Source organism: Actinomycetospora sp. (assembly GCF_055612215.1).
This window is the reverse complement of sequence record NZ_JBVPVA010000246.1, coordinates 1-5,571: the sequence shown is the minus strand read 5'-3', so window position 1 is coordinate 5,571 and position 5,571 is coordinate 1. Positions and strand designations below refer to the sequence as shown.

Annotated in this window: 7 protein-coding genes; 2 read left to right on the top strand and 5 right to left on the bottom strand. The window is 76.0% G+C overall.

The window, feature by feature from the left end; all coding sequences use genetic code 11:
* Window positions 1–1,203, bottom strand: a 1,203-nt coding sequence (locus AC0CYZ_RS06745) for a winged helix-turn-helix domain-containing protein (protein WP_472213582.1), incomplete at its 3' end; no start/stop codon positions are given.
* Window positions 1,204–1,308: 105 nt separating this feature from the next.
* Here AC0CYZ_RS06745 and AC0CYZ_RS06740 point away from each other — a divergent pair.
* Window positions 1,309–1,581 (top strand): hypothetical protein, encoded by a 273-nt coding sequence (locus tag AC0CYZ_RS06740; RefSeq protein ID WP_472213580.1) that lies wholly within the window; start codon window positions 1,309–1,311, stop codon window positions 1,579–1,581.
* Window positions 1,582–1,587: 6 nt separating this feature from the next.
* On the opposite strand, the gene AC0CYZ_RS06735 is transcribed toward AC0CYZ_RS06740, so the two are convergent.
* Both AC0CYZ_RS06735 and AC0CYZ_RS06730 read right to left on the bottom strand, forming a co-directional pair.
* Window positions 1,588–2,352 carry a hypothetical protein gene (locus AC0CYZ_RS06735; protein WP_472213578.1) on the bottom strand — a complete coding sequence of 255 codons (765 nt, stop codon included), beginning with the start codon at window positions 2,350–2,352 and terminating at the stop codon, window positions 1,588–1,590.
* A complete protein-coding gene (locus AC0CYZ_RS06730; protein ID WP_472213576.1) occupies window positions 2,349–2,840 on the bottom strand; it encodes a beta-class carbonic anhydrase in 492 nt (163 codons plus the stop codon). The genes AC0CYZ_RS06735 and AC0CYZ_RS06730 overlap by 4 nt, the downstream gene beginning before the upstream one ends.
* 100 nt (window positions 2,841–2,940) lie before the next feature.
* Here AC0CYZ_RS06730 and AC0CYZ_RS06725 point away from each other — a divergent pair, with 100 nt between their 5' ends.
* Window positions 2,941–3,531 (top strand): GNAT family N-acetyltransferase, encoded by a 591-nt coding sequence (locus AC0CYZ_RS06725; RefSeq protein WP_472213575.1) that lies wholly within the window; start codon window positions 2,941–2,943, stop codon window positions 3,529–3,531.
* An 85-nt stretch (window positions 3,532–3,616) separates the two neighbouring features.
* Here the strand turns inward: AC0CYZ_RS06725 and dapB are convergent, their stop codons facing one another.
* Window positions 3,617–4,396, bottom strand: a complete 780-nt coding sequence (gene dapB / locus AC0CYZ_RS06720; RefSeq protein ID WP_472213573.1) for a 4-hydroxy-tetrahydrodipicolinate reductase — start codon at window positions 4,394–4,396, stop codon at window positions 3,617–3,619.
* On the bottom strand, window positions 4,393–5,571 hold a 1,179-nt coding region (locus AC0CYZ_RS06715), incomplete at its 5' end, for a M16 family metallopeptidase (protein ID WP_472213571.1). The genes dapB and AC0CYZ_RS06715, both read right to left, overlap by 4 nt.

Sequence of the window (5,571 nt, the reverse complement as noted above, 5' to 3'; positions counted from 1 at the left end):
CGGCCCACCCTCGACGACCACGTCGCCCACCCCCAGCCACGCCGCCATGTCCTGCAGCGCGCCCGCCATCTCCTCCGCCACCCGCGCCTCGTCGGCCCCGCGCTCGACGCTCTCGGGCTCGGCGAAGGCCCCGGGCACCCGCAGCACGCCCGCCGCCCGGTCGGTCTTGACGTCGACCCGGCCGACGAGCTGGCCGTCGAGCAGGAACGGGAAGACGTAGTAGCCGTGGGTGCGCTGCTCGGCCGGGGTGTAGATGCCGATGCGGTAGGTGAACCCGAAGATCCGCTCGGTGCGCGGGCGGAACCACACCAGCGGGTCGAACGGGGCGAGCAGCGCCCGGCCGGCGACCTTCCGCGGCACCCGAGCGCCGGCCCACCGGTAGGCCGGCGCGCCCCAGCCCGCCACCTCGACCGGGACGAGCTCGCCCGCGTCGACGAGCTCGGCCACCGCGACCCGGCTCTCGGCGGGCGGGAGGCGGTAGTGGTCGCGCAGGTCCGGCTCGGTCGCGACCCCCTGGGCGGCCGCCGCGCGCCGGGTGAGCTCGCGCATCGCCTCGTCCCGCTCCGGGTCGCGCGCCAGGACCTCGGGCGGCAGCACGTCCTCGGTCAGGGCGTAGGCCCGCCGGAACCCGCGCCGCGTGCCCGTCGTCAGGACCCCCGTCGCGAACAGGTGCTCGCACGCGACCTTGACGTCGGAACGGTGCCACCACCCGCCGTGCGCGCGGGCCCGCCGCTCCCCGCCGTCGCCGAGCACCTGCTCGACCTCCCGCGCCTCGAGCGGGCCGCCCGCCCCGACGGCCGCCACCACCGCGTCGAGGATGTCCGGACGGTGGTCCAGCGCGTTGCCGAGCCAGCGGCTGCTGCGCGCCGTGTTGTCCCGCATCCGCCAGCGCAGCAGCGGCCAGTCCTCCACCGGGACCAGGCTCGCCTCGTGCGCCCAGAACTCGACGAACGCCCGCCGCCTCCGGTCGGCCGCCGACTGCGGCCAGGCCAGGGCGTCGAGGACGTCGCGGTCGTACGCGCCGAGCCGCGCGAAGGGCGGGGCGTAGTGCGCCCGCACCGCGACGTTGACTGAGTCCAGCTGAAGTAGACCAAGCCGGCGCACGAGCCGCCGCAGCGCGCCGCGGTCCGGCGCCCCCGGCCGCACCAGCGCGTCGAGTCCCTGCGCCGCGAGGGCGGCCCGCCGCGCGGCCGCCGCCGTCATCCGCTCCGCTGCCACCACGCGCCGATCGTGCCAGCCACCCCCGACACCGAGGGGAATCGAGGGGCCCGCACCGGCGTTGACCAGGATAAACGGTGAAGGAGAACCATGATCGGAGATCGTGTCGAGATCGTCGTGGACGCCGGTGGCGCCACGCGCAGCTGGGACGTGACCGCGACGCGCGCGGGCCGTCGGGTGGAGGTCGCGCACGGACGCGGCGTCGTCGAGGTCAGCGAGGTGACCCGCGGCGGCACCCCGGTGCGCACCGCGCGGTTCATGTCCTCACGGGTGCTCGCCCTCGTCGAGCACCCGGCGTCGGCGGCGGTGCGGCTCGCCGACGACGAGCCGGCCGCCCTGCCGCTGCCGCGCCCGGCGGCCTGAGCCGCCCTACCGCAGCAGCGGGGCGAGGCGGCGCGCGGTACGGCCCGCGCGGCTGACCGCGACCAGGTGCACGCCGTCGACGACACCGGCCGCGCGCAGCGCCAGCACGTGCTCGCAGGCGGCGACGACCCCGGCGTCGGGGTCGTCGTCCAGCGCCTCGGGCAGGCCCTCGGGGAGCTCCAGGTCCGGGATCGCGGACGCCACGCCCTGCGCCATCCGCGGGCCCGTCGGGACGATCACCCCGGCCCGCACCGGGACCGCGACGTCGGCGTCCTCGCACCACCGCGTCACGTCGGGGACCGAGAACGACGGCGGGAGCCAGATGGTGTCGGCGGCCCGCTTCCACCGGGCGAGCGGGCGCCCGAGGGGCGCGACCACCCCCACCCGCAGCGCCACCTCGTGCTCGTCGGCGAGGGCGCGGGCCTCGTCGAGCATCGCGCGCACCCCCAGCGGGCCGTCCTCGGCGGCGTCCTCCGGCGGGTCCCCGCGCAGGAGCAGGACGTCCCGGACGCCCAGCGCGAGCAGGCCCAGCAGGTCGCGCCGCAGGCCGAGGCGGTTGCGGTCGCGGGCGTTGAGCACCGCGGTCACCCGCGCGCCGGCCTGCCGCGCCACCGCCGTGACCGCGATCCCCGAGACCGCGGCGCGCGCCGTCGGGTTGTCGGGCGCGAGCACGTGGTCGGTCAGCGGGGCGAGCTCGGCGACCTGACGGCGGACCGGGTCGAGGTCCGGACGGTGTGGGACGTCGATCTCCGCGACGACGTCGAACGTCATGCCACCTCGGCGAGCGCGCCGGTGTCGACGTCGTAGACGAAGCCCCGGACGGCGTCGGTGTGCGGCAGGAAGGGGCAGTCGCGCACGAGGGCGAGCGACTCCCGCACGTCCTGCTCGGTGTCGGTGAACGCGCCCGGCGCCCACTCCGGCGGCTGCCCGCTGTCGGCGGTGAGCTCGGCGACGAACTCGTCGTCGTCGAACGTGGCCATCCCGCACTTGCTGTGGTGGAGGAGCACGACCTCGGTCGTGCCGAGCTTGCGCTGGCTGATCGTCAGGGAGCGCAGCACGTCGTCGGTGACGACGCCGCCCGCGTTGCGGATGACGTGCGCCTCGCCGTCGCCGAGGCCCAGCACGCGGTAGACGTCGAGCCGGGCGTCCATGCAGGCGACGACGGCGACGTGGCGGGACGGCGGCCCGGGCAGCCCGCCGCCGGTGAACGACGCGGCGAACGACTCGTTGGCGGCGACCAGCTCGTCGGTGACGGACACGGGTTCCTCCTCGGTCTGCGGGGAGGCAGATCTACCCGGTCGACGGGGCCCGCGGCCGTCCGCGTGACCGGGACGACAGCCGCCATGCCACGCTCGCGCCATGGCGATCGCCGACGTCCGCCCCCCCACCCCCGCCGACGCCCCGTCCATCACCACTGTGCAGCGCGAGGTGTGGACGACCGCGTGGGCCGGGTTCCTGCCCGCCGGGCTCACCGAGGGGTTCGACGACCAGGCGGTGTCGGCCGCGTGGGCGCGCACGGCGGCCGGGCCCGGGCTGTGGGTGGCGGTCGAGGGCCCCGAGGTCGTCGGGTTCTGTCTCGCCGGGCCGGCGGCCGAGGAGGACGTCGCGGACGCGGTCGGCGCGGTCCCCGACGACGCCGGGCGGGTCGGGTTGGTCGCGACGCTGCTGGTGTCGCCCCGGTGGGGACGCCGCGGGCACGGCGGGCGGCTGCTGGTCGCGGCGGCGGCCGCCCTGCGCGCGTCCGGGGCGGCGCGCGGGATCACATGGGTGCCCGAGCGGGACACCGCCTCCCGAGCGTTCTACCGCCGCGCGGGCTGGGAGCCGGACGGCACGGTGCGCACCCTGGACGCGGGCGGGCGGCCGCTGCGCGAGGTGCGCCTCGGTGGCCCGCTGGACCTCGAGTTCGCCCCGGAGCCGACCGCGGACGACCTCGGCCTGCCGCTGCTCTGAGCCCACGGGTGAACCGCGCCATCCAGGCGTCAGACGCCAGCAACGTGCCGTTGCTGCCATGGGGGCGGGGGCCGAGCCGGGGCCGCTAGTCGAGGTCGAGCACGGACTCCAGGCCCACCGTCAGTCCGGGACGCGTGGCGATGGAGCGCACCGCGAGCAGCACGCCGGGCATGAACGAGGCACGGTCGAGCGAGTCGTGCCGGATCACGAGCGTCTCCCCCGCCGTCCCCAGCATCACCTGCTGGTGGGCGACGAGCCCCGTCATGCGCACGGCGTGCACGTGCACCCCGTCGACGACCGCGCCGCGGGCGTGGTCGGGGTCGTGCGTCGTGGCGTCCGGGCTCGGACCCAGCCCCGCCGCGGTGCGGGCCTCGGCGACCATCTGCGCGGTCCGGGTCGCCGTGCCCGAGGGCGCGTCGGCCTTGTTCGGGTGGTGGAGCTCGACGATCTCGACGGAGTCGAAGAAGCGGGCCGCCTGGGCCGCGAAGCGCATCGAGAGCACCGCGCCGATGCCGAAGTTGGGCACGACCATGACGCCGAGCTCGGGCTTCGGCTCGAGCCAGCCCCGGATCGTCTCCAGCATGTCGGGGGTGATCCCGCTGGTCCCCACGACGCAGTGGATGTTCTGGTCGATGCAGAACCGGATGTTCTCGGCGACCGTCGAGGGGTGGGTGAAGTCCACCGCGACCTGGGTGTCGGCGTCGGCAAGCGAGAAGAGCCAGTCGCCCTCGTCGACCATTGCGACGAGGTCGAGGTCCTCGGCGCCCTCGACGGCACGGCAGACCTCACCGCCCATCCGGCCGCGGGCCCCGAGCACCCCGACCCGCAGCACCTCGTCGTCGGGGAGGGGGTCCGCAGCCGTCATCGGTTGACCTCACGCAGCTCGTCGGGGAGATCGTCGACGTCAGCGTAGGGCCCGACCACGGCCGCGGTCACCGGCGTGGCGAACAGGTCGGCGGCCAGGGTCGCGACGTCGTCACGGCTGACCGCCTCGATGGCGGCGAGCGAGTCCGCGAGGTCCAGGGACGCCTGCCTGCCGTCGAGCTCGCGGCGCCCGAGCCAGCTCATCCGCGAGGAGGTGTCCTCGAGACCCAGCACGTACTCGCCGCGCAGCTGGCCGCGGGCGCGGGCGAGCTCGGCCTCGGTGATCCCGCCGCGCGCGAGGTCGTCCAGCTGGGTCCGCAGCACACCGGCCGCGGTGCCGAGCCGTTCCGGGGCGCAGCCGACGTAGACCGACAGCACCCCGAGGTCGGAGTAGCCGGTCGTCGCCGAGTACACCGAGTACGCCAGGCCCCGCAGCTCGCGGACCTCCTGGAAGAGCCGGGAGCTGGATCCGCCGCCGAGCACCGTCGAGAGGACGAGCTGGGCGGCCCAGCGGGGGTCGCCCCGACGCATCGACGGGATCCCGAGCATGAGGTGGGCCTGCTCGGAGTCCTCCTCGCGCAGGGCGAGGCGCTCGGCCGGCAGCGGCGACCGGGCCGCCTCGGCGGGCCGGACCCATGCGGTGTCGCCGCTGACCAGCCGGTCGCCGAACCCGGCCAGGACGGCGTCGAGCACGGCGGCGTGGGTGACGTTCCCGGCGACGGCGAGCACCGAGCGCGACGGGACGTAGTGCGCGTCGTGGAACCGCGCGAGGACGTCGCGGCTCATCGCGGTCACCGACTCCTCGGAGCCGACCACCGGGCCGCCCAGCGGGTGGTCCCCGAGCAGGACGCCGTCGAAGTCGTCGGCGAGCAGGTCCTCCGGGTCGTCGTCGCGCCCGGCGATCTCGGAGAGCACCACGTCCCGCTCGACCTCGACGTCCTCGGCGGCCATCCGGCCCTCCAGGACGACGTCGCACACGACGTCGACCGCGAGCGGCATGTCCGCGTCGAGCACGTGCGCGTAGAAGCAGGTGTGCTCCTTGGAGGTGAACGCGTTGAGGTCGCCCCCGACCGCGTCGATCTCCTCCGAGATCTGGCGGGCCGAGCGGCGCCGCGTCCCCTTGAACAGCAGGTGCTCGAGGAAGTGCGCGGCGCCCCGCGAGGCCGGGTCGAAGCC